The 22,939-nt window shown below is 55.1% G+C and carries 23 protein-coding genes; 7 read left to right on the top strand and 16 right to left on the bottom strand.

Going from position 1 to position 22,939, the window contains the following annotated elements:
- Positions 1-12 precede the first annotated feature (12 nt).
- The 6 genes from R8G34_22190 to R8G34_22165 form a co-directional block, all read right to left on the bottom strand.
- Positions 13-450 (bottom strand): GAF domain-containing protein, encoded by a 438-nt coding sequence (locus R8G34_22190; protein ID MDW3225568.1) that lies wholly within the window; start codon positions 448-450, stop codon positions 13-15.
- A gap of 301 nt (positions 451-751) precedes the next feature.
- A complete protein-coding gene (locus R8G34_22185) occupies positions 752-1,783 on the bottom strand; it encodes a GGDEF domain-containing protein (GenBank protein ID MDW3225567.1) in 1,032 nt (343 codons plus the stop codon).
- Entirely contained in the window at positions 1,780-2,367 is a 588-nt protein-coding gene (locus R8G34_22180) for a heme NO-binding domain-containing protein (GenBank protein MDW3225566.1), read from the bottom strand. Before R8G34_22180 ends, R8G34_22185 begins: the two co-directional genes overlap by 4 nt.
- Before the next feature lie 99 nt (positions 2,368-2,466).
- Positions 2,467-4,029 (bottom strand): trimethylamine methyltransferase family protein, encoded by a 1,563-nt coding sequence (locus R8G34_22175; protein ID MDW3225565.1) that lies wholly within the window; start codon positions 4,027-4,029, stop codon positions 2,467-2,469.
- 122 nt (positions 4,030-4,151) lie between these two features.
- Positions 4,152-4,850: an HAD family hydrolase gene (locus tag R8G34_22170; GenBank protein ID MDW3225564.1), complete on the bottom strand. Its 699-nt coding sequence runs from the start codon at positions 4,848-4,850 to the stop codon at positions 4,152-4,154.
- The gene (locus R8G34_22165; GenBank protein ID MDW3225563.1) at positions 4,847-5,131 is read right to left on the bottom strand and encodes a DUF3572 domain-containing protein; all 285 of its coding nucleotides are present in this window, start codon (positions 5,129-5,131) and stop codon (positions 4,847-4,849) included. The genes R8G34_22170 and R8G34_22165 overlap by 4 nt, the downstream gene beginning before the upstream one ends.
- 100 nt (positions 5,132-5,231) lie before the next feature.
- Here R8G34_22165 and R8G34_22160 point away from each other — a divergent pair, with 100 nt between their 5' ends.
- A complete protein-coding gene (locus R8G34_22160) occupies positions 5,232-6,635 on the top strand; it encodes a diguanylate cyclase (protein MDW3225562.1) in 1,404 nt (467 codons plus the stop codon).
- Positions 6,636-6,667: 32 nt separating this feature from the next.
- On the opposite strand, the gene R8G34_22155 is transcribed toward R8G34_22160, so the two are convergent.
- The 4 genes from R8G34_22155 to R8G34_22140 all read right to left on the bottom strand — a co-directional run bounded on the left by R8G34_22155 (position 6,668) and on the right by R8G34_22140 (position 8,633).
- Entirely contained in the window at positions 6,668-7,162 is a 495-nt protein-coding gene (locus R8G34_22155) for a periplasmic heavy metal sensor (GenBank protein ID MDW3225561.1), read from the bottom strand.
- Between the two features lie 4 nt (positions 7,163-7,166).
- A complete protein-coding gene (locus R8G34_22150) occupies positions 7,167-7,535 on the bottom strand; it encodes a hypothetical protein (protein MDW3225560.1) in 369 nt (122 codons plus the stop codon).
- Positions 7,522-8,112 (bottom strand): RNA polymerase sigma factor, encoded by a 591-nt coding sequence (locus tag R8G34_22145; GenBank protein ID MDW3225559.1) that lies wholly within the window; start codon positions 8,110-8,112, stop codon positions 7,522-7,524. Before R8G34_22145 ends, R8G34_22150 begins: the two co-directional genes overlap by 14 nt.
- Positions 8,113-8,180: 68 nt before the next feature.
- On the bottom strand, positions 8,181-8,633 hold the full coding sequence (locus R8G34_22140) for an EF-hand domain-containing protein (protein ID MDW3225558.1): 453 nt from the start codon (positions 8,631-8,633) through the stop codon (positions 8,181-8,183).
- A 223-nt stretch (positions 8,634-8,856) separates the two neighbouring features.
- Between R8G34_22140 and R8G34_22135 the strand changes: the two genes are divergently transcribed.
- Both R8G34_22135 and R8G34_22130 read left to right on the top strand, forming a co-directional pair.
- The gene (locus R8G34_22135) at positions 8,857-9,258 is read left to right on the top strand and encodes a DUF983 domain-containing protein (GenBank protein MDW3225557.1); all 402 of its coding nucleotides are present in this window, start codon (positions 8,857-8,859) and stop codon (positions 9,256-9,258) included.
- Positions 9,259-9,294: 36 nt separating this feature from the next.
- Positions 9,295-9,999 carry an NUDIX hydrolase gene (locus R8G34_22130; protein MDW3225556.1) on the top strand — a complete coding sequence of 235 codons (705 nt, stop codon included), beginning with the start codon at positions 9,295-9,297 and terminating at the stop codon, positions 9,997-9,999.
- Between the two features lie 52 nt (positions 10,000-10,051).
- Here the strand turns inward: R8G34_22130 and R8G34_22125 are convergent, their stop codons facing one another.
- From R8G34_22125 to R8G34_22105, 5 genes are all read right to left on the bottom strand, one after another.
- Positions 10,052-10,969, bottom strand: coding sequence for an EamA family transporter (locus tag R8G34_22125; protein MDW3225555.1), 918 nt, complete (start codon positions 10,967-10,969; stop codon positions 10,052-10,054).
- A gap of 429 nt (positions 10,970-11,398) precedes the next feature.
- Entirely contained in the window at positions 11,399-12,874 is a 1,476-nt protein-coding gene (locus R8G34_22120; GenBank protein MDW3225554.1) for a carnitine 3-dehydrogenase, read from the bottom strand.
- Positions 12,871-13,407, bottom strand: coding sequence for a hypothetical protein (locus tag R8G34_22115; GenBank protein ID MDW3225553.1), 537 nt, complete (start codon positions 13,405-13,407; stop codon positions 12,871-12,873). Before R8G34_22115 ends, R8G34_22120 begins: the two co-directional genes overlap by 4 nt.
- Positions 13,404-14,318: a 3-keto-5-aminohexanoate cleavage protein gene (locus R8G34_22110; GenBank protein ID MDW3225552.1), complete on the bottom strand. Its 915-nt coding sequence runs from the start codon at positions 14,316-14,318 to the stop codon at positions 13,404-13,406. The genes R8G34_22115 and R8G34_22110 overlap by 4 nt, the downstream gene beginning before the upstream one ends.
- 349 nt (positions 14,319-14,667) lie before the next feature.
- Complete coding sequence (locus tag R8G34_22105; protein MDW3225551.1) at positions 14,668-15,711, bottom strand: aldo/keto reductase; 1,044 nt, start codon at positions 15,709-15,711, stop codon at positions 14,668-14,670.
- Between the two features lie 136 nt (positions 15,712-15,847).
- On the opposite strand from R8G34_22105, the gene R8G34_22100 reads away from it, so the two are divergent.
- From R8G34_22100 to metG, 4 genes are all read left to right on the top strand, one after another.
- Positions 15,848-16,465 carry a hypothetical protein gene (locus R8G34_22100; protein ID MDW3225550.1) on the top strand — a complete coding sequence of 206 codons (618 nt, stop codon included), beginning with the start codon at positions 15,848-15,850 and terminating at the stop codon, positions 16,463-16,465.
- A gap of 61 nt (positions 16,466-16,526) precedes the next feature.
- The gene (locus R8G34_22095) at positions 16,527-17,123 is read left to right on the top strand and encodes a YceI family protein (GenBank protein ID MDW3225549.1); all 597 of its coding nucleotides are present in this window, start codon (positions 16,527-16,529) and stop codon (positions 17,121-17,123) included.
- A gap of 65 nt (positions 17,124-17,188) precedes the next feature.
- Positions 17,189-18,418 carry an MFS transporter gene (locus tag R8G34_22090; GenBank protein MDW3225548.1) on the top strand — a complete coding sequence of 410 codons (1,230 nt, stop codon included), beginning with the start codon at positions 17,189-17,191 and terminating at the stop codon, positions 18,416-18,418.
- A gap of 93 nt (positions 18,419-18,511) precedes the next feature.
- A complete protein-coding gene (gene metG / locus R8G34_22085) occupies positions 18,512-20,233 on the top strand; it encodes a methionine--tRNA ligase (GenBank protein MDW3225547.1) in 1,722 nt (573 codons plus the stop codon).
- Positions 20,234-20,315: 82 nt separating this feature from the next.
- Here metG and R8G34_22080 read toward each other — a convergent pair whose 3' ends face one another.
- Positions 20,316-22,904, bottom strand: coding sequence for a methyl-accepting chemotaxis protein (locus R8G34_22080; protein MDW3225546.1), 2,589 nt, complete (start codon positions 22,902-22,904; stop codon positions 20,316-20,318).
- Between the last annotated feature and the right edge of the window lie 35 nt (positions 22,905-22,939).

Raw genomic sequence — 22,939 nt, 5'->3', positions numbered from 1 at the left:
CAGATACGCATATCATGCACATTCTATGTATTCAAGATCTGCCGCAAGACATCGCGATGCCGCTCGCAAAACGGTCATGTCCTCGCCACTCCAATCGCGTTTGCTATTATCCACGGTGCACAACACCCCACGTACCACGCTCGAATCTTCAAATACGGGCGTGCCTGCGAAAGCACGGATACAATGCCCGAAAACGATGTCTTTTCTAGAAATGAGAGGGTGCGCATAAATGTCATCAATGAATAGAGGTTTTCCAACCGCTTTAACGTGATCGGCAAGGACGCGAGCTTGCTGGCACATGACAAATTCAGGATTGAAAACCCCATCAGCCTGCAGCAAATGGTTCGGCTCACTATCGCCTTCCCACCTAAAAAAATAAGTCCTCGCCGTCCTCAACTTGAGAGTTATGCGTTCAAGGTCTTGCACGTCTGGAGCAAATAGTTTCGTCAAGTTAACACTTCCTAATCATAACAATTCTCCGCGCGCCGCTTTGTTCAATTCGGTGAACACCGTCCTGCAGAACCAACACAAAAAAGAATTCAGCTGAGCGAGCACGCCCAGCCTAAAATATGCAAATTGTGCGGTCGGCGGTATCCGCATAACTACCCACGTAGATTCACGGACACGTTATGCTACCTCTGGTGTGCGGCGACGTTTAGGCATGTAATACAGGTCTTTAGACGTGATTTTCTTGGGTTATCCCGGCGGGAATACCTAAAATGCCTCATAAAATTGCGCGATCAGGCACCTGTCAATTCATGGCGTCCGGGGTGCGGGCTTCGTCTAAATCTGTCAATTTTCTGGTGAGCGTGTCTGAGTAGAAAGTGTGCCGCCCGCGCCCTAAATGCTTTGAACGATAGAGTGCGGCATCTGCGTCATCCAGCAACTTATCTGCATCGGGAAACTCGTACAGGCTCGACAGGGTTGTGCCTGCACTTGCCGATACTTCGCAAAGTTCACCGGCATAAAGGATGGGTTCACTCAGTTTGTTTATGATGCGTTTCGCGATCTGATTGATCGTGCTCACGTCGTTCAACTCTCTGAGAAGTATGACAAACTCGTCTCCTCCGACGCGAGCGACACAGTCACGCTTACGCGTTTCATTCAGCATGATGGAAGACACAACCTGCAACACATGGTCACCCGCAGCATGGCCCATATCGTCATTCACCGCCTTGAAAAAATCAAGATCAAGGTGCATGAGCGCAAAATTTTCATCATTTGCGATCATATTCGCCAATTCCCGATCCATCGCGCGACGATTTTTCAAACCGGTCAATGTATCGGTCATCGCCTGTTTTTCCGCCGCCACACGCGCGCCCTGCAAACGATGGTTAAGGTGACGCGAGGCGTCCATCGCCAGAGATTTCGCTTCGACAAGGTAAAGCATTTCAATCGTTGGATCCGTCGGCGCGAAGTCGGTGGCCGACAGCCTGTAATACTGGACCGCATCAACGACCGAGATACCGAAGGACAAGTTGACCACCAAATGCCCTGCCTGCGGGCCTTCCATCAATACGCCTTTCAACTCGCGATGCGGCGGGACACGCAACTGAAGATGCAATTTCGCGCCTTCTGTGCCGCGTAGTTTTTCGAGCGTGTCTATCGCGTGAGGGCGTTTCACCTCGAAGATTTCGAGAAACGATTTGCCGATAAGAGGTTTGCCCAACAACAGTTTTTCCGCCGTGGGTCCGGCAGCATGAATGCAACCGGTCTCGTCCAGAACCACATGCATGGGGCAGATTACACTCAGCATTTTATGGCAAAGAGAGGGTTCGCTCATTGCGCGCCTGCAGAGAGTTCAAAGCCGCGATCTGTCGCAAAATCGGCCTCCAGCAAAGCAATTGAGATTGTCTCCACGCCATTTTGCGATCCTTCGTGTTCCAAAAACACCAATGCGCCGAAATCATCGGCCATCGCCCGCAAGATACCGCTGAATAGATGTCCGCATCCCTCAATATCGCCGGCACATTGCAAACTGTACCGGCTTGGGCTGTGTTCGCGCAATTCCAGCCGCGGTAACTCAAGTTCGGGCACAGCCAATCGCGCCCGGTCGGGTAAATCATCCAAGGAATGCAGGAATTCAACGTAATTTACACCACTGAAACGAAGAAGACGCCGGAGCGCTTTCAAATTTGGATGAGACACCAGATAGCTACCAATATCTTCCATCAATTCATCATACGGCCGGTCCAGCACGTCACAAATTGCTGCCAGAATACTTGGCGTTAGCGCGTCATCATAGACCCACATGGCTTCAAAATGTGTGACGCCGATTTTTGCACGGCGCGTCGCGGCATTCCACTGCGCAGTACCATAGCAGTCGATGACAAAACCCTGTATTGCTCGATTAACCAGCCCGTGCATGAACGCCTCGCTCGCATACGTCCCTAAGGAATGCACGTAATCTGTTAAGATATATCCAATACTTTCAATTGTAATGATTATGAAAGCTTCTGGTGCGGGCTAGAAATCCGTCGGCGCGCCTCCTTCGGCTTTACGCCGCGCGACAAAATCTGCCAGTTCTTCGCGGATTGCCTCGTCCATTTTGGGCGCTTCAAAACTGCCGATAATATCCTTGAACATCAGATGCGCGCGCTCCGGTGTCCAAACCGCTCCAGCAACTTCCCAACCCTCATAGTTTTTCCAATCACTCAGGAACGGCTGGTAAAACGCGGTCGTGTAACGATCTTGCGTGTGTTGAATACCAAAGAAATGACCCGCATTGCCGACGGATTTAATCGCATCCAAAGCAATTTCGTCCGGCCCTGTCGCCGTGATGCCAGGATCCATATACCTCTGGATTTGCTGAAGTATTTCGCAATCCATAATAAATTTCTCCGGGCTCGCGATAAGCCCGCCTTCCAACCAGCCTGCCGCGTGATACACCATATTCGTGCCAGACTGCACCGCCGCCCATAAACTGTTGGACGTCTCCCACATTGCCTGTCCGTCCGGCACATTGGCGGCGCAAACGCCACTTGAACGCATCGGTAAGCCATAGAATCGACACAGTTGCCCGGTCATCTGCGTGGCGCGCATGTATTCTGGCGTGCCAAAAGCAGGCGCGCCGGATTTCATATCGACGTTGGACGTAAACGTCCCAATGGCAACGGGGCATCCGGGGTTGATGATTTGCGCCAAAACGACCGCACAGAGGGATTCGGCCAGTGATTGCGCCACGGCACCAGCCATTGTGACCGGTGCCATCGCGCCCGCCAAAGTAAACGGCGTGACGACCAGCCCCTGCCCGCGGCGCGCCATGCGCATCCATCCGTCCAGCATCGGGATGTCATGCTTTAACGGCGAGGTCGAATTTATATTCGTGTATAATCTGGGGCTTGCGTCAAATTCCTCATGTGACAGGCCTTGCGAAATACGCACCATTTCCATCACATCCTCGACCCGCTCTTTGCCAAGCGAATAAGCATGCATGACTTTGTCGGTCAGGGTCAACTTGTCATACAGAACATCCAGATGGCGCACGGAGGCATGCAAATCCACGGGCTCCACCGGATATCCGCCCGCAAAATGGATACAATTGAAGTATTGTGTCAGCTTGAGCAGATTACGACACATTTCGCGGGTGCCAGGAACTTTCGTGCCGCGCTCCATATCCCAATAGTTGGGCGGTGATGACACATTGCCAAACACCAGATTCTTACCACCGATGGTAATCGCCCGGTCAGGATTTCGCGGTGTCAGGGTGAATTGAGAGGGCGCGTGCGCAATCCACTCCATCACAAAGTCACGCCCCATGCGCACGTTTTCACCGTCCACTAAACACCCTGCTTTGCGCAGGACTTCGAGGGCTTCGTGATTGAGGAACTCGACACCGACCTCTTCGAGGATACGCATCGCACCATCGTGTATCGCCTCAACGCCTTCGGGCGACAGCGGCTCCGTGGGACGGTCAATGTTTACAGGCGGTTTCCACGGCATTTGTTCGATGACAGCACTACCGCGCCGGGTGGCGGCTCCCGCACGACCGCCGCTCCGGGTTCTGCGTTTGCTTTTCACTTCGGCCATTAATTCAACCCTTCTCTGCGTCGATTGATCCATAAAGTGCAGAGGTTGAAACCTATGGCCGTCTCATTCGCGACGAATTCAGTCGCTTTTACACGAAGGGAGTGTGCAGTGGCACCAAAGCGTCAAACTCTCAGCGCCGCGAGCCACTCCGGCAAAAAGCCAATATCGTCAAAAACGGCGTCGGCAAGCGGCGCCAAGACGTCACGCTCTGCCAAACCGGTCAAGACCCCGACGCAGCGCATCCCGGCCGCGCGTCCCGCTATCAAATCGTGACGGCTGTCACCTACCATAACAATCGCCCGTGGATCCGTGTTTATTGCTTTTGCAAAGCCGAGCATTTGCCCGGTGCCGGGTTTGGCACCGTAACCACTGTCAAACCCGGCGATGAAGTCAAATTTGTCAATAATTTGAGCCGATTCCAGATGAGCGCGTGCAGGCGCTTCGGCGTCGTTGGTTGCCACACCGAGCCGCAAGCCGCTGTCGATGAGACCCGACAAAAACGGTGCCAGCGGAACCGCTTCGGCCTGTGGTGCTTTGGCGGCTTCTTCATTTAAAAGATCCACAACTTGCGCATGTGAATATCCTGCCATAGCCGGCAAAAGCGCTTGCGCTACTTCGCCTGGGGTTCCGGCAATGACAATGCTGTCTTTTTCAAAACGGCGGGCGCCATAATCAAATCCAATCTGTGCCCCCAGTCGCACAGCCGAGGCGCGATCTTCCGTCAAGCGATCCAAAAACGCCGCAGCCCAGGATTCCCATGTGGTCGCAAAATCAAATAGAGTGCCGTCCTTGTCAAAAAGAACACCCTTGATTTCACTCATGTCCAGTTGACCTGTTCTCCGCCGGGCAAGGTCTGTCGCGCCTCAAAAAGCGCGCCATACGGCGCTCCAATCGCGTCACAGGCTTCCACAACCCACGCGTCATCCATCAGGACAAAATCAAGTACAGAGCCCAGAAAAACAGGGTCTTGCGCACCATTGCGCACATCTTGTTGGGAAGCGCCGCTCGCCCCCAGGAACACTGGGAGCAACTCTTCGTTGCCCGCCAACCAACCCAACACCTGCAATGCCAGCACCTCGGCGGACTCCCGCGTGATCATGATAATCTGTCCATAATTTGCCGCAAACTCGAAACCCTTTGTTAACCAAATTCGGCGCAATGTCGATCAGCGGTAAACATCCCCAGAAAAGGACGCAAAAAGCGTGCAGGGCAAAATTCTCATAGTAGACGCGATCTCAACAAATCGCATCGTTCTCAAGGTCAAACTGGCGTCAGCTTTCTATGAAGTTGTTCATGCGGCGACGGCGGATGAGGCCTGCGTTGCAGCTTTGAGACATGATCCTGACCTCGTCATATCGGCAATGGCGCTTCCGGATTGCGATGCGGCCGAGTTGTGCCGTCGCCTCAAGCGCAGCCCGCAAACCCGCGCAATCCCGATGATGGTCGTCGGGTGCAGGCCCGATTCTAACACGCGCCTCAAGGCGCTCGAGGCCGGTGTTCAGGATGTCATGCTGAAACCAATTGATGACACCCTTCTTTTGGCGCGCGTTCGCAGTCTGATCCGCGCCCACAACACAGCGGCGGAATGGCAAATGCGCGACGATACCTCAAGAGCCCTCGGTTTTGCAGAAGAACCGCTTGAATTTGGCCCTGCTGGCCGTGCCGTGCTGGTTGGAACCGACGCGCAGCTTGCACACAACTGGGTGAATACCCTGCGCCCGAAGTTGCGCACGACCCTGGATTTTGCTGCACCTGAAACGGCTTTGCGGGATCTGTCGCCAGATAAGGTTCCCGACGTTTTCATTCTCGCTCTTTCGGAGGATGACACGTCCACCAGCGACGTGCTGCGGTTGCTGGCGGCAATCCGCGCGACAGCCATCACGCGTCACGCGGGCATTCTCGTCCTGCAAGCGCGCCCCGACCCTGGGCTTGGCGCCTATGCGCTTGATCTTGGGGCAGATGACTTGATGACGGATGGTTTTGAACCTTTGGAACTCACCCTGCGTGTCAAAGCAATGCTGCGTCGTAAACGCATCGCGGATCAGTTGCGCGCGACGGTGCGTACAGGCCTAAAGGCCGCGGTTTCTGACCCACTTACCGGGCTGCACAACCGACGCTACGCAATGCCGCATCTGGCGCGCGTCGCTGAACATTCCGCCGCAACCGGACGTAGTTTTGCGGTGATGGTGGCCGATCTGGATCACTTCAAACAGATCAATGACCACTATGGCCATGCCTCAGGAGACGCCGTTCTGATCGAAACCGCAAAGCGACTGCGCGATAATCTGCGGGGCGTTGATCTCATTGCCAGAATCGGTGGTGAGGAATTTTTGATCGTGATGCCCGCGACCCCGATGACAGAGGCGCGCGCCGCGGCCAGTCGGCTGTGTCGCAAAATCGGCGGACGCGGTTTCCATATTCCCGGCAGCAGTGAGTTGATAAAAGTGACCATATCCATCGGCGTCACTTTGGGGGGCCTGCGCACCGCCCAACAACCCGCGCCACAGCAGGATGCCAACATCCTTCTGGATGCAGCAGACAAGGCGCTTTACGCGGCAAAAATGCAGGGACGCAATCAGGTCAACCTCAACCGGCCGGCGGCTTGACCCCATTGTAATCGCGCAGAGCGACCGTTTGGCTATTTCTTACGACGCGGACCACGCCGCAACACGTCTTCTATGTCATCGGCATATGCCGCGCGCTCAGAATCACTCATTTGTGCAACCACGGCCAACCATGCCGTTTGCGCAGATTTCTGGACCGCAATCGTTGTCTCAGCCTGCGTGTTCAGAGCTCCGGAGAGGGCTTCAATGTCGAAGGGCTCAGCGCGCAAATCCGACAAAACTGCCGCGTAAAGCGCGCGCCGTGCCGCGCGATCTGGCACAGGGCCTTTGTGATCGGAGCGAACGGCTTTCATCACCTGTCGTCGTTCTTCTTTGGGCAAGGCCAACATATAAGGCAACCCATAAGCGCCCAGACCCGCAGACCGCAAACCGCCCCGCGCGTCTTCACCAAAGCGCAGCGCCGCGCCGCCTATCAATCCCGCAACAGCCAGATTGAGGGCCAGCGAAACCCCAAGCGCAATCTTATAGAGACGAGGCAGTTTTTGATTGGACTCCGGTTTTTCAGTCATGTCTCTAACCCTCTTCCGCATCCCAGCCAAAGCTGGTCAATTCGGCCGTCGTTGATGTAAATTCGGCAACTTCATAGCCCAACAGAAGCGCGCCCGCGTCTGGCATGGCTTCCGGCGGACTCAAACCGATCCAGACGCCCGCGCACGTGGCTGCAGCCAATCCGCCCAACCCTTGCCAACCCCCAACGAGATTTTTTAATCGCGTCATAAGATGCGACTTTTTTTGGCCATGAGCCCGTGGCGCAGGTTGCACTTTTTCAGAATCCGCCAGAACTCTCGTGACTAACGCATCCGGCACCTTCGCAGGGTCATCGCGCGCCACGGCCAGCAAGGCTTCAACAGCAGCCATCTCCGATTTTTCATTCTGCTTCATCTTCATACCCCAATTCTGCCCGCCGCCCTGCCAATATAGCAGCAAGCGCGCGCTTGCCTCGCGCTGTCAGGCTTTCAACTGCGCGCGGCGAAATATCCATAACTTTGGCAATCTGCGGATTTGGTAACCCTTCAATATGCCGTAAAATAATCGCTTGCTTCTGGCGATCCGGCAATTGGTCCAGCGCATTTTGCAACGCGTCACCGCGTGCGCGCTCCTGCATATTCTGGGCGACACTCGGTGCTGGATCTGCGGGTTCCGCTATCTCATCCAAGCCCTTTGAGCGTTTTTTACGCAACCGGTCCAAGCAAAGATTGGCAACCACCCGGTAGAGCCAGGTCGTCACCTGTGCTTCGCCTTGCCTCCAGTCCGGCGCGATACGCCACAAACGCAACATGGCTTCTTGCGCCACATCTTCGGCCTCAGCGGCATCACTCAGCATATAACGCGCCTGCGCCAGAACCCGCGTCAAAAGGCGTGACGTCAGAAGCGGCGCGGCAGAGCGATCTCCATTGGCATACAAGACCAAAAGAGCGTCGTCGCTGAGCTGTGAAAGGTCCTGTGACGGCATTTCCATCCCGAACATCGCTAATATGCCAAGGCGCACCAGACAAGGTGCGCCTCAACGTTATTGTTATTAGGATATCAATCCGCATCCCGATGGCCGTGACGCTTTTTCATTTTGCTCATGGCAGAGTCATACTCTGCCTTTGTAATCTCACCATCCCCATCCGCATCAACACGATTGAAGCGACGGTCAGCCCTTTCCGGCTTTTCCAACTCCTCAGCTGAAAGCTTTGCATCTTCATTCGTGTCAAGCCGTTCCATGATTTTGCCTGCGCGGGATTTTGCCCGCTCCGCCGCGCCAGCCTCAAGTTCTTCAAGAGTTAAAAAGCCGTCACCATTGGTATCAACTGTCGACATTCTCAGCGCGCGTGCAGCCTGCATTTCTTCCGGCGTGATCGCGCCGTCCGCATTGGCATCAAGTGTTTCGAACGCGACAGGTGCGCCATGGCGGTCACCCCGGGCCATTGCTGCACTTCCGGCAATCGCAATTGCTGTCGCTGCGACCAGACCAATAAACACTGTATTCTTCATCATTCTACTCCTTAAAACCTTGCCCACTTAGTTTCCCCTTTTCGGGTTGGACATCTGTTTAACGCAGGCCCTTCCACTTTCCGTCGAAAATATTTCAAGCGGTATTTCGCGACATCCCGCCGCAGCGGCAAACGGCAAGCTTTCAATTGGTTGAAGAAAGGCGCAAGTAAGCGCTGAACGGAAGGACCGCGCCATGAATGATGCGATGCAACAAGACACAGGAATGATCCACGCACCCGCGACGAGCGCGGACCAACCCGTTGCGCGCAACACCAAAAGCGCAATGTTACGCGGGTGGCGGCGCAAATGTCCCAAATGCGGCAGTGGGCCGTTGCTGAAGTCCTATCTGAAGGTGAATGACACCTGTTCCGTGTGTCGCCAGGATCTTAAGCATCACCGGGCTGATGACGGCCCGGCCTATTTGACGATATTGATTGTCGGACATCTGATGGCGCCGCTGTTGCATTTCGCCTTTGTGACCTGGCGCCCCGAACCGCTCACGTTGTTTACCATTTTTTCGGTTGGCTGCGTCGGTCTATCGCTTTATCTCTTGCCAAGACTGAAAGGGGCTATTGTGGGATATCAATGGGCGCGCCGCATGGGTGGTTTTGGCACAGAAACCTGACCGAACCCAAGGCCCCGTGATACAAAGGGCTGCCACATGACGGATACTGGTGCGGTTGACAAAACCGCGATACGGAATGCGGCAACGGTGATCGTTTTGCGCGATCGCTCAAGCAATCCGAGCATTTTGATGGGTCAACGCGGCGCAAAAGCGGCCTTTATGCCCAATAAATTCGTGTTTCCCGGCGGCGCGGTGGATGCAGGTGATGCACGGGTGCCCGTTGCGGGAAAGGTAAGTGAACCCTGCGCGAGCCGTCTGCTCGAGGATTCCACATCCGATATGTCCCACGCTTTAAGCGTCGCTGCGGTTCGCGAACTATGGGAAGAAACCGGTCTCGTGCTTGGTAAACCGGGCAGTTGGGATACACCGCCGCCCGACTGGACAAGTTTTGCCAAGACCGGCCATATTCCCGATGCGTCCGACCTGCAGTTCGTATTTCGCGCCCTGACGCCGCCAGGGCGTCCGCGTCGTTTTGATGCAAGGTTCTTTTTGGTGGACGGTGAAATGGTTGCGTCAGATCTGGATGACTTTTCAGCCGCATCCGATGAGCTTTCCCACCTGCAATGGGTTCCCCTCAGAGACGCGCGGGCTTTTGATATGCCGTTTATCACCGAAGTCGTTCTGGCAGAAGTCGAAGGACGGCTCGGCGACCCAAGCGCGCCGGGCAGTGTTCCATTTTTCAAGAACAACGACGAAGAAAACTTGTTCTTGCGCTTGCGCGGGCACGAAATGCCGATGTGATCGCGGTCGCGAAAGGCAATCAATTCTTTTGAATTTATGGTTTGAAGAAGTACTAAATCAGCAAAATGAGGGCCATAATCGAGATGCACAGCACCACCATTCCCGCAAGTTCACGTCGACTGGGTGTTTCGCGAAAAAACAGTACGGACGCGAGTAAACTCAAGACCAGCTCCACCTGCCCCACTGCCTTCACATAGGCGGCGGTTTGCAGGGTAAAGGCCAAAAACCAGCCATAGGACCCTCCCATCGACAACAAACCGATCCAACCCGCAACACGTCTCGCGCGCCAGACGGCCGAGATTTGCGGCGCGTCCCGCCACAACAACCACAGCCCCATGCCAATCATCTGCGACGCCGTCACCGCAGACAGCGTGACACCGGCCCGCAATACGGGGTCCTGCACCGCAAGTTCCAAAGACGCGCCACGGTAAGATACGGCGGACACGGCAAAAAGCGTGCCCGACGCGAGGCCAAGTCCGACGCCGCGATTCCACATGTCCTGCCAGCGCCACCCTGCGATCTCAGGCGGGGTCGACAACAGTAAGACGCCCACCAAGCCGAGCGCGATCGCACCGAAGGCAGGCCAACTGACGCCTTCCCCCAGAAGGATCAAGCCAATGACGACAGAAAGAATCACTTCGGTTTTCATCAACGCCACGCCGACGATGAAATTGCGGGAGTTAAACAGGGTAACCACACATATCGTTGCGATAATCTGCGCCAGACCGCCACTCAGACCATACGCCCAGAAACCAAGGGACAGGGATGGCAGGGCCTGATCGGTCTGCGCCATGTAGATCGCAACGATCAGGGCAACCAAAGGCGCAGAGTAAAAAAAACGAGCAAAGGTGGCGCCTGTTGGCGATAACGTCGCGCGCGCCAACATTTTTTGCAGCATAAAACGAAGCGTTTGAAACGCTGCTGCGGCGAAGCTTACAAATACCCACAGATCAATCATTGGAAAGTCCATGCGTTCTCTTGCCGAAAATACCGGGCCACCACCAGAGGGAAAACTCAGGTCCGGTATTATGACCATCTCCCGTGAATATGTGAGCCGATATCCGGGGAGCGGTCATTCTTGCGATACTTCCGGGCGCCAAGGGCCTTTTGACATGATAAAAACGCGGTTTTCCAGGGTATCCCTTTGGCATCTGGCAGGGTTGTCGGAACGCCGACAGCATGTGCGTGATCTCACCGCGATAGCTTGACCTGACCCGCCGCGCTCCCAAGACCAGAGAGATGTTGGGCACGACCTGGCTCACAGCTTTCTGCGACAGTGTCTGGGGCGAGCTTTCGCGAGAATTAGCGTCGCGCGCAATCCCGTCTTTGACTATTGGACAAAAGCCAAATCTCCTGATCGGTAATGCTTACGCGGCAAGCGCAATGATCAGGCCATTCCTTATCGCGGCGCGCCAACGCTGCGCCCTGCCCCCTCTGGGCGCGGCAAATCGGACTGCGCATCGATAAACCTGCGCAATGCGGAATCAATCGCGGGGCTTGCATCGGAGGGGCGCCGGGTCTGGAGGCTGACATGAAGCAGGAAATGCTCGCCCGTGGCCAGTAGACGGTCTCCCTCATACATCTCGTGCCACAGGTGCATTTTTTTGCCGCCGCCTCCCAGAACACGCGTGCGTATCTCAATAATCGCGCCGGCGTGGACCTCGTCTATGTGCCGGATGTGTGTTTCCGCCGTAAAATAGCTGCCGCCCGATGCAATATAAGCGGCGTCACACCCGATCAGCTCCATGAAGCGATCTGTGGCGTCCCCGAAAGCCTGAAGATACTTCGCCTCGTTCATGTGACCGTTATAATCTGTCCAATCCAGTGGTATGGCCCGGTGAATCGTCAACACAGGTGCCGCAGGGTCGGTCACGTCAGCAGCGCTTTGACCTAATGCAGACCCCGCCCGGATCGACCTTTCCTGAGCCGCCAGCAATGCCCCTGCCCCCCAATCCTGAGCTTTGAGCGCGCGCATCATTGCAACCAGATTATTGTCCCGGATCCGTTCCAACTCCCGGATCGAATGATGCCCTGATTGCGCATCAGACTGCCCTGCGATCAAATCGACCAGTTCATCGGTGAATTCGGGCACGTCCATCAGCTTGGTCCATGGCCACTTCAAGGCAGGGCCGAACTGCGCCATGAAGTGTTTCATGCCGGCTTCCCCTCCCGCGACCCGGTAAGTTTCAAACAAGCCCATTTGTGCCCAGCGGATGCCAAACCCATACCGGATGGCGTCGTCAATCTCCTCGGTCGTGGCAATCCCGTCCTTGACCAGCCAAAGCGCTTCGCGCCAGACAGCCTCCAGAAACCGGTCCGCCACATGGGCGTCGATTTCCTTTTTCAGATGCAGCGGATGCATGCCAATGCTTGTCAAAATGGATTTCGCCGTCTGGATCATGTTCGGATCGGTTTCTGACGTTGTCACCACCTCGACAAGAGGCAGCAGATACACCGGATTGAACGGATGACAGACCATGATCTGTGCGGGATGTTTTGCGTTTTGCTGCAACTCAGACGGTTTGAAACCAGAGGTGGATGATCCAATGACTGCGCCTGCATCACAATAGGATTGAACCTCCGCGAAAGCTGCATGCTTGATCTCTAGCCTTTCCGGCACGCTTTCCTGGATCCACGACGCGCCCATCACGGCCTCAGCAATTGTATCGTGAAAACTCATCGCGCCCTCGGAAGGTAACGCCACATCCAAAAGACCCGGCAAAGACTTGCGGGCATTCGCCAGAACCTCATCGATTTTGCGGGCGGCCTGTGGGTCAGGATCAAAGATCTGAACATTCCAGCCGTTCAGCAAAAACCGCGCGGCCCACCCGCCGCCAATCACACCACCGCCTATCATCGCCGCCGTCTTTGTCATGGCTTTGTCCTCTGCAATTTGCTGATGTCCCAGCCGTAAAAACCCAACACCTCACGCGCTGCTACCGCACGATCCGCCGGTATGTCTCTCTTTCTGTTCAGTATTGCGCCAAAATCACCGTTTTCTGTTCCGATGACCGCAGTGCGAAAGCCTTCGTCAACCCACATGACAATCAGCGGGTCATCCCCGCCGCGCTGGCTTTGCAAAATGCCAACGCCTGCGATGTCATAGGTGCCTGTATGTTCAGGAATGACGTTGCTGGAGAGCGTCATCGTGTTTTGCTGAGCGTCATGTGTGAAACCCACGCGCCCTTCCACAGCTGAGCCGAAGCGGGAGACCAAAACCCAATCCCCGGCAAATCGGACCGGATCAAATCGCGTGGTGGCACCAATGGGCGCGTCCAAATCACGGTACGCCCCCTGTTCTGATCCCGGGAAAGGGGCGCAGGCACTCAGGATACAGAAACAGGCAAGCACGCGTGCCACGCGCAGGCCTTTTTCCGGTGGAGTTGCAACGCGCCAAAGGCGGGTCATGGCTTGCGGGCGCGCTTGGTAAGCCCCAGTTTCTTTCTGACCTCTTTCGCCCCAACGACACGCGCGCCCATGTTTTCAATTATGGTTCCCGCGCGTTCCACCAATTGCCAGTTTTCAGCCAGAACACCTTTATCAAGCCAAAGATTGTCTTCTAGACCAACACGCACATGACCGCCTGCCAGAACAGCGGCGGCCACATATGCCATTTGATGGCGTCCGAGCGAAAAGGCGGAAAACGTCCAGTCTGGCGGAACATTGTTCACCATTGCCATAAATGTGTTGAGGTCATTCGGTGCCCCCCACGGCACGCCCATGCACAATTGCACCAAGGCGGGAGCCTCTAAAACCCCCTCCGCAACAAGGTGTTTTGCATACCAGAGATGCCCGGTGTCAAACGCCTCGATCTCGGGCTTAACGCCAAGATCCGTGATCATACTCCCCATCGCAGTCAACATGCCCGGAGTGTTGGTCATCACGTAATCTGCCTCGGCAAAATTCATCGTGCCGCAATCCAGGGTACAAATTTCAGGCAGGCATTCCGCCAAATGCGCAACACGCTCTTTGGCACCGATCATATCCGTGCCCTCGGTCTTCAACGGCAATGGATTTTCAGTGTCGCCAAAAACCATATCCCCCCCCATGCCCGCTGTAAGGTTCAACACCACATCGACATCTGCTTCGCGGATGCGGTCGGTCACTTCACGGTAGTGCGCGAGGTCACGGCTCGGCGTGCCGGTGTCCGGATCGCGCACGTGACAGTGGACGATGGCGGCGCCTGCCTTGGCAGCGGCGACGGCACTTTCGGCGATCTGTTGCGGTGAACGGGGCACATGCAGGCTGCGGTCCTGGGTACTCCCCGATCCGGTCACGGCACAGGTGATAAAAACCTCATTGCTCATGGTCAGTGGCATGTTTTCCTCCTTGCGGGTCGCCGCAACACTTGAACGGCGCTTGCTTGAATCGCGCTAATGTAAAGCCCAATGGAGGGAAAACACCGGGATTGTTCAAGCCTTTGTTTGTTCAGCGCTCAATCAAGAGCGCGGGCACGCAGATGAATTGGCACGCAGTCTCCAGATACAGTCCCAACATCCAGGACAATGGCGTCATAGTGCCTCTTGGGCGTCTGGACGTCATGCGGATGTGGTAACGATCAAGATGGCCGCTCAAAAGCAGCCCGGCACAGACCGGCGCATCTGGCGTGAGCACCATGTGTCAAGAAAACCGGGCTTTCATCGACGTGGTGTATCTGACTGTTGACGTTCAGTAAGGCATCGGGTGTTGGCGATGTGCCGCGTCGATCTCGGCCAACACCTCATCACTGAGATCAAGGTCAATCGCACCAAGACTGGTTTCCAATTGTTCCATGGTTGTTGCACCAAAAATGATGGAGCCCATGAAAGGCCGTGTCTTGCACCAGGCCAGAGCCATTTGCGTCGGATCAAGCCGATGACGTTTTGCGATATCCAGATAAGCGTCCACGGCCTCAAAGGCGCGATCTGTCTTGCGTCCACCTATTTCTGGACTCAGCGACATGCGAGAGCCTCCCGGAACCTTACCGCCCTGATATTTGCCGGTCAGCAACCCGGCAGCAAGGGGCGAAAACGCCAGTAGCGGCACATCTTCCTGAAGGCTCATCTCCGCCATGTCGGTATCGTACAACCTGCACATCAAAGAATACTCATTCTGTACCGAAGCGACACGGGGCCCTCCCACACGCTTTGCCGCCTCCAGCCATTTGACCGTGCCCCAGGCGCTTTCGTTACTGAGACCAAAGGAGCGGATGGTGCCGCGTTTTACCTCGTCCTGAAGCGCCCCAAGCGCATCTTCCATATGACTCTGGGTGTCGAGCATCAACTGCCCGGACGGGTCGTATGTCCAGTTCTTGCGGAACATATAGCTGCCACGGTTCGGCCAGTGAAACTGATACAGATCGATGTAATCAGTCTTGAGGCGGCGCAAGGACCCCTCAACCGTTTCGGCAATTGTCTTGGATGAAATGGGCGCGCCATCGCGCACAATAGCCAGCCCTTCGCCGGAATGTTTCGTGGCCAGAACGACGTCATCGCGTCGCATATCACGTTCGAACCACAATCCGATGATCCGCTCGGTGCGCCCTACGGTTTCTTCACTGATCGGATTGACCGGATACATCTCGGCGGTGTCAATGAAATTGATGCCCGCATCCAGCGCGCGATCTATCTGTTCATGTGCATCATCAGCGGTGTTCTGTGTGCCCCATGTCATCGAGCCCAGACAGAACTCTGATACTTCAATCGTCGTGCGTCCGAGCTTGTTCATCTTCATTTCTGAATATTCCTTTCGCGCATTCAGGGCACACTACCTTGACCCGTCGTGTCTGCAAGCCGCTTTATCGCAAAAAAGGTATAGAAACATAAAACTCACGATTGAGAACAAAGCAAGAACTCTATACAGTTTTTAAATGTCTGCACTTACCCCGCTTCTGACGCGCCGCCCTGAACCCACCGGCCCTGCCCTTGCGTTGCTGCCTTCAGCACCACAATTGAAACTGGCACAGTCGCGTGTTCATGAAGCCTGCGGCACTGCACGGCGCACGCTGGCGCTTTGGGTTGCGGCCCGGACCCAAGGTCCGGTGATCTGGGTGACCCCACCGTGGGTGCAGGAGCAATTACATTGTGATGGGGTTGCCAGCTGGATTGATCCTGCACGGCTGATCTTTGTCTATCCCCGTCGCCCCGAAGACGTCCTGTGGACAATGGAAGAGATCCTGCGGGCAGGTGCGGTGGCTCTGGCGGTGGCGGATTTGCCCGGTCTGCCGGGTTTGACACAGGTGCGTCGAATGCATCTGGCTGCGGAAACCGGTATGGTTGAGGGGCGATATGCGCCTTTGGGGCTGCTGCTGACCCCGGGTGCCGGCGGCGCTGCGGGGGTTGAGACTCGCTGGCAACTCTGCCCGTCACATGCCAGAGGCCCCGAAGCATGGCGGCTGGAGAGATTACGCGCTCGCACCGCACCCCGGCAGGGTTGGGACATTCACCGCCCGCATGCAAACGCCTCGCCCGAGATCAAACCCGCGTGACCGGATTGGCAAACTGATTTAATCGCCTATGTGTAACGTTATCCCAGGGAATATTGCTGTTATGCCACTTCTCATTTCTCGCCGCTTGTTGATTTCCGCCGGCATCGCCAGTTGGGCGACAAGAGGGCTGGCCGCGGCCACGCCTTATGATCTCGTCACAAATAATTCGCGAGTAGCCTTCAGCTTCAAACTGAGCGGGAATACACAAACAGGGACCGTACCCGTCCGAACAGCAGACATTCGAGTCGACACGCGCAACCTCGCGGCCTCCAGCGCAGATGTCACCACAGACATCCGGCAAGCCAAGGCTGGATTGGTATTTGTCACACAAGCCCTGCTCAGCCCTTCGGTCCTTGACGCGCAAAACCACCCAATTGTGCGATTTAAATCAACAAGAATCATTTTAGGTGCAAGCAACCGCATTTCCGACGGAGCCCAGATTGAAGGAAATCTCACATTGCGCGGGGTCACAAATCCATTGCGACTGGCCGCCCAACTCACCCGCCCGGCAGGGACCGCCGCCAACGACCTCTCCGTTCTGAACATCAGCCTAAAAGGCACCCTGAGCCGTGCCCGGTTTGGCGCAACAGGATACCCAAAACTTGTCGATGACCCTGTCGATCTCGACATTTTTGCAGAAATTCGCGCGCGCAGCTAAAAACGACGCCTTTTGTCGAATATCCGATAGGCCTGCAAATTGAACAAGGTATGCGTGATGCTGTCATGCGCCTCCTGATTTCATTTGCCGCCCTCTTTTTGTCCGTGATCCTGTTGCAACTGTCCTCCGGGGGTGTCGGCCCGCTGGATGCGTTGTCCGGCCTCGTGCTCGGTTTCACCAAACAGGAGATCGGTCTGCTGGGCTCAGCGCATTTTCTGGGATTCTTTTTCGGGTGTTGGTGGGCGCCGCGCCTGATGGGCAGCGTCGGGCATTCGCGCGCCTTTGCCGCCTTTGCCGCCGCAGGGGCGATTGGTTTGATGAGCCACATGCTGGTCATCGACGCTTATGCCTGGGCTCTGATGCGCGTAGCGTCCGGCATGTGCGTGGCAGGTTGTTACACAATAATTGAAGCCTGGCTTCAGGCAAAAGTCACAAATCAAACACGTGGTCGCGCCATGGGCGTATACCGGGTTGTCGATATGACGGGGTCAATGGCCGCACAAATGATCATCGGCATCCTGGAGCCCGCGTCCTACATATCCTACAATCTTTTGGCGATTGTGTGTTGCGCGGCACTTTTGCCGCTGACCCTCACCACAGTTCGTCAGCCGGAAACGCCCGCATCTCCACGTCTCAGGCCCAGCCTCGCCCATGCGCGATCCCCTCTGGCCGCCGCAGCTGTGCTGGTGGCCGCTCTATCCAGTGCATCATTTCGTATGGTCGGGCCGGTCTACGGTTCTGAAGTTGGTTTAAGCAACGATCAAATCGCTTATTTTCTCACAGCCTTCGTGTTTGGCGGTGCATTGGCGCAATTGCCCGTCGGTTGGCTTGCCGACAAATACGACCGGAGATGGGTGCTGATCTGGCTTTCGGTTGCGGCCGTCATCAGTTCGTTCATCACCATTTACGCCGCTGGTTTCGGCACTCTGGGCATCATGTTGACGTCAGGTCTTTTTGGCCTGACAACCTTCCCGATCTATTCAGTCGCCGCAGCCCATGCGCATGACTTTGCCAGTGATGACGAACGCGTCGAACTGTCAGCCGCGCTCATGTTTTATTTTGCTGTTGGTGCAATTGCTGCGCCCTATGCTGCATCCCTTCTGATCGAAAGCTACGGGCCAAAGGCTCTGTTTCTGATGCTTGCAGCGGGCCATGTATTATTGGTTGTCTTCGGTCTGACCCGTATGCGCATACGACCGACGCCCGCTGATCGCACCCGCTACACTTATGCCCCACGCACTTCCTTTATAATCGGGCGTTTGACACGACGCAGCAGGGCAAAATCGCGCAAGTAAGCAGATATCCGTTTGGTTCATAGGATTCACCGTGGCTCTCACGCCAAAGCTAAGCTACATGGGGGTCGTTGCAGAATTTCGAGAGGCTTTGCCATGGCGCGCCACCTGATCACCTCCGCCATTCCCTATATCAATGGGATTAAACACCTCGGCAATCTGATTGGCAGCCAATTGCCGGCGGATTTATTTGCCCGCTACATGCGCGCGCGCGGGCATGAAGTTCTTTTTCTTTGCGCTACTGACGAACACGGTACTCCCGCTGAACTGGCTGCTGCCAAGGCGGGCAAACCAGTTGCCAAGTACTGTGCCGAAATGCACGCAGTTCAGGCAGAAATTGCACGTGGTTTTCGTTTGTCTTTCGACCATTTCGGCCGGTCTTCCAGCCCACAGAATCATGCCCTCACACAACATTTCGCAGGGCGTCTGGCAGATGCGGGCCTGATTGATGAAGTGGATGAGAAACAGATATATTCAATTGAAGACAAACGGTTTCTACCGGATCGCTATATTGAAGGCACCTGCCCGAACTGCGGCTATGACAAGGCGCGTGGCGACCAGTGTGAGAACTGCACCAAACAATTGGACCCCACCGATTTGATCGATGCGCGTTCCGCCATTTCCGGATCAACAGATTTGGAAGTGCGCAAAACGAAACACTTGTACCTGCGCCAATCATCTTTGAAAGAAGAACTAGACCGTTGGATCGATTCCAAATCGGATTGGCCCGTGCTCACGACGTCCATTGCCAAGAAGTGGCTGCATGATGGCGAGGGGCTGCGAGACCGTGGCATCACGCGGGATCTGGATTGGGGTATTCCCGTGCGCAGGGGCGATCAAGACTGGCCGGGCATGGAAGGAAAGGTGTTTTATGTCTGGTTTGACGCCCCAATCGAATACATTGCATGCGCTGCGGAATGGGCCGAAGCAAATGCACTTGACGACGCTGCGTGGCAAAGATGGTGGCGGACCGACAAGGGCGCTCAGGATGTGCGTTACACGCAATTTATGGGAAAGGATAATGTGCCATTTCACACATTGAGTTTCCCGACCACCTTGATCGGTTCCGGAGAGCCATGGAAAATGGTCGATCATTTGAAATCGTTTAACTACCTCAATTATGATGGTGGTCAATTTTCCACGTCGCAAGGGCGCGGTATCTTTATGGATCAGGCTCTTGAGTTGCTGCCGGCAGATTATTGGCGCTGGTGGTTATTGAGCCACGCGCCGGAAAGCAGCGATTCAGAGTTTACCTGGGACAATTTCCAAATTTCTGTAAATAAGGATTTGGCGGATGTTCTGGGCAATTTCATAAGTCGAATTACGAAATTCTGCCGGTCCAAATTTGGCGAAACTGTTCCTGTTGGAGTGCCTTATGGCGACGATGAAATTTCAATCATCCGCGAAGTTTCCGAACGCTGTGCAAAATACGAAGCGCTTATGGAGGCAATGGAAGTCAGAAAATCTGCGCAAGAACTGCGTGCAATTTGGGTGATTGGCAACGAGTATCTGCAACATGCGGCGCCTTGGAGTACTTTTAAACAGGATCCCGAAAAAGCGGCCATGCAAACGCAGCTTGGTTTGAATTTTGCACATTTGTTTGCAGTTCTATCGCAGCCTTTCTTACCTGACGCGAGCATGTCAATTTTAAAAAGCCTGAACATCAAAGATGCCATTTGGCCGGACGATGTCGAAACGTTCATGTCCGGATTGCAATCCGGACACAGATTCTCTGTTCCGGAAGTACTCTTTGCCAAAGTAACGGATGAGGACCGCGACGAGTGGCAAAGTCGCTTTTCGGGTTTACGCAGCAGTTGATTGCTCTGCAGGATGGCAGTCTTTCGCATCACACGTTTTTGTGACTAAGGTCAGTCCTTTGCGATCTGGGAACTGTCGGCATTCAAAACTCCTCCCAACCGGGATCGGTGCCGGTATCTTCTGAGACATCTAGGGCCGTGTTGCCGTGCACCGTCTTTTGCGCAGCAGGCTTAGTGACAACTTTTTTCCCTTCAGTCGCAACCGGCTTCGGCTGTTTTGGCGCTTTGTCATCACCCAGCTTGAACCGCGATACAGCAGAAGAAAGCGAATCTGCTTCGGACGTCAGAGAGTGACTTGCCGCAGTTGTTTCTTCGAACATGGCCGCATTTTGTTGGGTGACGTGATCGAGTTCGTTTACCGCAGTATTTATTTCGTTCAGGCCGGAGGACTGCTCACGGGAAGACGTCGCAATCGTTGAAACACGTTTCGAAATTTCCGAAACTGAAGCCACGATCGCGGCCAACGCCTCGCCGGTTTTGTCCACCAAGTCCACGCCTTGCTCAACTTGCTCACCAGAACTCGAAATCAAGGTGTTAATTTCTCTGGCAGCATCCGATGAACGTTGTGCCAACGCGCGCACTTCAGTCGCGACTACTGCGAACCCACGACCAGCTTCGCCTGCACGCGCCGCTTCAACACCGGCATTCAAAGCCAAAAGGTTGGTTTGGAAGGCGATGTCGTCAATAACAGATGTTATTTTGGATATTTCTTGGGACGATGTTTTGATCCCATCCATTGCCTGAACAGCCTGTCGTGCAATCTCGCCACCTTTCTCCGCATTCGCCTGCGCATCGGCCGACATACTAGAAGCTTCGTCTGCGCCCTCCGCAGCTGAACGTACTGAACTGGTAAGTTCATCTAATGCAGCGGCGGTCTCCTCAAGCGTCGCAGCCTGTTGTTCGGTGCGCCGCGAAAGATCATCGGCGGCGGTAGTAATCTCTCCAGTTTCATTTCGAATGGATTCTGCGTTATGTACGACTGCCCCGACAGTTTCCTTCAAGGCGCGGACTGCTGCGTTGAAGTCCTTCCGCAATTTTTCATAATCAGGAGAGAAATCAGTAGAGATTTCGAATGACAAGTCCCCTTCTGAAAGACCTTGCAGTCCAACACCCAAAGCTTCGACGACGGTCTGCTGCTCTTCAGAGACGCGGGCACGCTCCTTTTCTGAAAGAATGACTGCTTTTGCGCTTTCGCTCACGTCCGTGCCCAAGAAAATCGTACGGTCCAAGCTCCCATCCGGGGACCTGACAGCCGCGAAATTTCCTTCCCAAATCAATGGTTCGGTTGCATCCCCGCGATTCACCAAAAAGCGGCCAAAAACAGGGTCTCCGTCAAGAATTTGTGCGCGCGTTTTCTCGCTCGAAACAGACCCGTCCGCCATACCTTCAAAGAGATCGGCGAGAGTTCTGTCTGACACGGCGTTTTCGTCCCCTACCAGGATGTCGCGCGTGTTTGGGTTTGTGTCGATGACATGACCGGTCGGATCGAATTCCACCCTAAGCTGTGCATCATCAATTGACTGCAATACCGCTGCGTTCCGCGCAGCCTCTGTTTTATCTGCCCACTCAATGACCGCACCAATCATTTCCCCGGAATCGTCCAGTGCAGCATTCACGTTTATTTCTACGAGAGACTCGCCGATTTTGACCTTGTGCGATATTGGCAGCGCCGCGGCGCCTCGTTTGCGAATGTCCTCGACCTGTTGGTTCAGCGCGCCAAAGTTTGAAAGGTTCGCGGTCAGCACGTCCCCATTTTCGAGATCAGGCCATCCGTCCTTCAAACACCCTTGCAACTTGTTGAGAAGATTGGCGCAGGTGGGGTTCACGAAAATCACCGCCATGTCTTCGTCTACCAGCATCATAGGGGCCGTCGACCCTTCAAATGCTGCGCTCTTGAATGCGCTTTCGCGCTCCGCCTCTTTCGCCACAGAGAGCGCGTCCCGAAAAATGTCCAGCCGGCGGGCCATCTGACCCACTTCGTCGCCGCGTCCGGTATAGGGAATCGTTGTGGCATAGTCGCCCTCTGCGACGAATCCCATCGCGTTTGTCAGCCGAACCAATGGTTGCGACATCTGAGTGCGCAGTAGAAATCCTGCGAATCCGACGGCCACGACCATGACGACCATCCCCACAATCAGTGCGCGGTTTTGAAGCTCTCCCAACCGAGCCAGTTGGCTCGCGGAACTCCAACTCGTTACCACCACGCCTGCTATCGCATTATCGTCCCCAAATACGGCGAGGTGCGCACTGCTCAAGCCATCTTCGGATAGTGCAGGTAGACCCGTTTCCAGAGCGGTTTGGCCGAGAGCTTGCGCTTCTTCTGAACTGAAGACCTCGCTCCCGCCTTCATACAAGACGACGCCATTCGAATTCATCACGACGGCGCCAGTTGCATCCGGTTCCGCCGCCTCCATGACGCCAACAACAAGTTCACCGACAGCCGCCGTATTGCCGAATTTGATGGAGCCACCCATCTGCATCGCAAGCAGTCCAGTGACTTCCGCAGCGCGGTCGCTCAAAGCACCATTAGACAGCTCGGCTTTCATCTGGTTGCTCATATAGGCCACGCTGAGAACCACAGCAAAAATACAAACCACAACCATAAATGTGCATTTCACAAGTAGGCTGTTGAGCGGGTTGGTCTGCAATTTGGATTTTTTCACAGGCGGCATTGCGGAGTCCTTTGATTTGGTGGTCTTGGGGAGGA

This window comes from Paracoccaceae bacterium, from assembly GCA_033344815.1.
GTDB lineage: Bacteria > Pseudomonadota > Alphaproteobacteria > Rhodobacterales > Rhodobacteraceae > Roseobacter.
The sequence above is the reverse complement of the archived record's forward strand: the minus strand, read 5'-3'. Positions and strand labels throughout refer to the sequence as shown.